The sequence below is a fragment of the Micromonospora sp. NPDC049799 genome (assembly GCF_040656655.1).
Classification (GTDB): Bacteria; Actinomycetota; Actinomycetes; order Mycobacteriales; family Micromonosporaceae; genus Micromonospora.
The window spans coordinates 1-3,449 of record NZ_JBFAMU010000517.1; the positions used below are offsets into that span (position 1 = coordinate 1).

3 protein-coding genes are annotated in these 3,449 nt (G+C 76.9%); 1 reads left to right on the forward strand and 2 read right to left on the reverse strand.

What is annotated here, in order from left to right; translation table 11 throughout:
• The coding region (locus AB0I76_RS25520) for an HAD-IC family P-type ATPase (protein WP_357040320.1) at window positions 1–1,502 on the reverse strand (1,502 nt) is incomplete at its 3' end.
• A 181-nt stretch (window positions 1,503–1,683) separates the two neighbouring features.
• Between AB0I76_RS25520 and AB0I76_RS25525 the strand changes: the two genes are divergently transcribed.
• Window positions 1,684–2,160 (forward strand): cyclic nucleotide-binding domain-containing protein, encoded by a 477-nt coding sequence (locus AB0I76_RS25525; RefSeq protein ID WP_357040323.1) that lies wholly within the window; start codon window positions 1,684–1,686, stop codon window positions 2,158–2,160.
• Here the strand turns inward: AB0I76_RS25525 and AB0I76_RS25530 are convergent.
• On the reverse strand, window positions 2,130–3,449 hold a 1,320-nt coding region (locus AB0I76_RS25530; protein WP_357040326.1), incomplete at its 5' end, for a hypothetical protein. The two genes, AB0I76_RS25525 and AB0I76_RS25530, sit on opposite strands and share 31 nt — an antisense overlap.

The window sequence follows — 3,449 nt, forward strand, 5'->3', positions numbered from 1 at the left end:
GCCGGTGGGGCGTCCAGGACGGCGGAGGCGACGGCGAGGACGCGCAGCCCCTCGGCGGCGAGCCGGTGCGCGGCGGCGGTCAGCTCCGCGACCTCCCCGGCGGTCGCGTCGACCAGGGGCGGAACCAGGACGGCCTCCGGCGCGCCCTTGCACACCACCAGGTACCGGCGGTCGCAGGAGCGGTGCACGGTGGTCATCCGGCGCAGGTCGGCGTCGAACGGGTGCTCGGCGATCCGGGGCCAGGCGGCGCGGGTGTTCTCCGGGTCGAGGCCGCACCGGGCGGCGAAGGCGACCAGGGCCGCCTCCAGAGGGTCCCCGACCGCCGTCCACTCGGGTCGTTCGTCGGTTGGTGGCGCGAGTGTCGCGTCGTTGCAGAGCAGGCCCGCGCGGGCCAGCCGGCGCAAGTCGTCCGGTACGTCCACCCGCTCCCCGCCGTGGTGCACCGCGCCGTGCGGGGCGTAGCCGGTGCCGGTGACCGCGTACCGGGAGCCGCCGCCGGTGACCGCGGCCTGCACCGCCATGCGTCCCTCGGTGAGCGTCCCGGTCTTGTCCGAGGCGATCACGGTGACCGAACCCAGCGTCTCCACCGCGTGCAGCCGGCGCGGGATGGCCCGGGCCCGGGCCATCCGGCGGGCCCCGAGCGCCAGGGCGAGCGTGACCACCGCCGGCAGGGACTCCGGTACGGCAGCCACCACCAGGCTGACGGCGGTGACCGCCATGTCCACCACCGCTCGCCCGCTCAGCACCCCGATCAGGAACACCAGGCCGGAGAGCACCACGGCGGCCAGGCCGAGCATCCGGCCGAGGCCGGTCAGGCGGCGTTGCAGCGGGGTGGCGGCGGGGCGGGTCGCCGTCACCAGGGCGGTGATCCGGCCCAGCGCGCTCGCCGCGCCGGTCCGGACGACCGTCCCGGTGGCCCGCCCGGTGGTCACCACGGTTCCGGCGTCGGCCTCCTCGCCGGTGGACCGCCGCACCGGCACCGACTCACCGGTCAGCGCCGACTCGTCGACGGCCAGCCGGGCGGTGTCGGTGAGCAGCAGGTCCGCGGGCACCACGTCGCCGGCCTCGATCCGGACCAGGTCGCCCCGGACCAGTTCGGCGGCGGGCAGGACGACGTCGTGCCCGTCCCGCACCACCCGGGCGGTGGGCGCGGCGAGCCGGTCCAGCGCGGCGATCGCCCGGTCGGCGCGGACCTCCTGCACGACGCCGATGGCGGTGTTGACGAGCACGACCAGCAGGATCACGGCGGTGTCCGGGTAGTCCCGCAGCGCCGTGGTCACCACGGCGGCGGCCAGCAGCAGGGCGACGAGCGGGTCGGTGAGCTGCCGCAGGACCCGGGAGCCGAGATGCCGGCGGGGCGGCGCGACCGTCGCGTTCGGTCCGTCCGACCGCAGGCGGGCGGCGGCCTCCGCCGAGGTCAGGCCGGTCGGCGCCGCCGGCGCTCCGGTGGTGGTCCCGGCCGTCGTCCGGTACGCCGCCGCCAGCTGACCCGGTCGTCCCACCCGTGATCCTCCGTCCCGCCCGCGGCGTGCCACCCCGGCACACCGTCCCGGTCCAGCCTCGCCCGGTCTGGCGCCGGCGGGCAGGGGCGGAGCGCCCGCACGTTGCGGGACCAACGGCCCTGCCGGAAAACCCTCGGAGGCGGTCGGATGGAGCGGGACGTGCCCACCGGGAGGAGCCGCCATGACCACCCTCGACGTGTTGCGCGCGCACCCGTTCCTGGACGGGCTGCCCGAACCGTGGCTGCCCCGCCTGGCCGGGTACGCGCGACCGGTGGTGTGGCACCCCGGGCACCGGCTGTTCCGCGCCGACCAGCCGGCGGAGCGGTTCTGGCTGGTACGGCAGGGGCAGGTGGCGCTGGACTTCGCGGTGCCGGGCCGGGGCGACGTGGAGATCGAGATGATCGGTCCGGGCGGGGTGCTGGGCTGGTCCTGGCTCTTCCCGCCGTACCGGTGGCAGTTCGGTGCCGTCGCGGCGCAGCGCAGCACGGCGGTGGAGTTCACCGCCGCCGGGGTTCGCCGCCTGATGGAGTCCGACGACGCGCTCGGCCGGCAGCTCACCACCCGGTTCATGAGCGTCGTGGTGGACCGGCTGCACGCCGCCCGGGGCCGCCTGCTCGACCTGTACGGCTACCCGACGACGGTGCCGTCCGCCGGCTGACCACCGGGCTCCGGCGCTCGGGGTGCCGGTGGCACGGCCTCGTCGGTCTCCCGGTGCCGGCGGCGCCGTCCCAGACCGGCGCGACCCACCAGCACCGCGAGGACGGCCAGCAGGACGACCACGTACGCCGCACCGAGGTGCAGCCCGACGACGTACCGGTACTCCTCGAACCGCAGGACGACCACGTCGTCGACCCGTCCGGCCACCCAGACCGCGAGCCCCGTGGCGAGCAGCAGCAGGGCGCTCGCGGCGGCCCCCGGCCCGGCCACCTCGCGGGGAAGCAGCGCCGCCAACGCGACGGCCACCAGCAGCGCCGCCTGGAGGGTCAGCGCCAGGTCGACCCCGGCGAGGGGCCGGTGCACGGACTCCCAGACGCCGAGCGACAGGGCGTCGGCGAACGGCAGCCGGGGCAGCACCAGGACCAGCCCCAGCCCGGACCCGACCACGGCCACCGCCCACCACTCGCCGACAGCGGCGGTGCCGTGCCGGCGCAGCGCCACCAGCAGCAGGGTGACCGTGGCCAGCGCCAGCGGCACGAACGCCCAGGGCTCGGCGAACAGGCTGAGCACAATGCGCGGCGCCGCCGACGGCCCGCAGCCGGACGGCGAGAACTCGCAGGAGAACTGCTGGCCGATCAGCCAGCCGGTCGTCTCCCACACCAGCAGGAGCAGGGCGACGCCCACCGTCGTGGCGGCCGGGAGCAGCACCGTACGCGCCCGACCGGCCGGCACCGACCGGCCCACCAGCGCGCTGAGCCACCAGCACAGCAGCACCGCACCGACGACGCACACCAGCAGGCCGGTCACCGGTGGAGGGCCGGTGGGAGCCCGGCGGTAGAAGAGGGCGGAGTACGGGGCGAGGAACATGCCGGCGAGCAGGCCCACACCGAACACCGCGCCGACCGGCGCGGGCCGGGCCGGCCGACCGGCGAGGCGTCGCGCACGGGTGTCGCGCCAGACGCCGAGCGCCAGGAAGATCGCCACGGGAACCGCGGCGACCGCCACGATCGACAGGGCCACCCACGGCACCTCGCCCGCCTCGGGACGGTCGAGGAGGCCGGCGTCGAACAGCACGTCGACCAGGAGCTGGGCGTTGGTCAGGGCCACCGCGGTGAACAGGCCGGCACCGAGCACCTGCCCCACGGGCAGGGCCAGCACGCCCCGGTCGTCGTCGAGACCGGCGAGCCGGGTGGTCACCGCCGGGTGCCGGGCGAGCAGCCGTTCGCGCAGTCCACGCCACCTGAGCCCCTCCGACCGCTCCCGGCCGCCGTGCAGGGCCGCGCGCAGTCC

Bases quoted from the DNA above. Each gene is read 5' to 3' on its own strand.
- AB0I76_RS25525 (WP_357040323.1), top strand. From the start codon at position 1,684: ATGACCACCCTCGACGTGTTGCGCGCGCACCCGTTCCTGGACGGGCTG.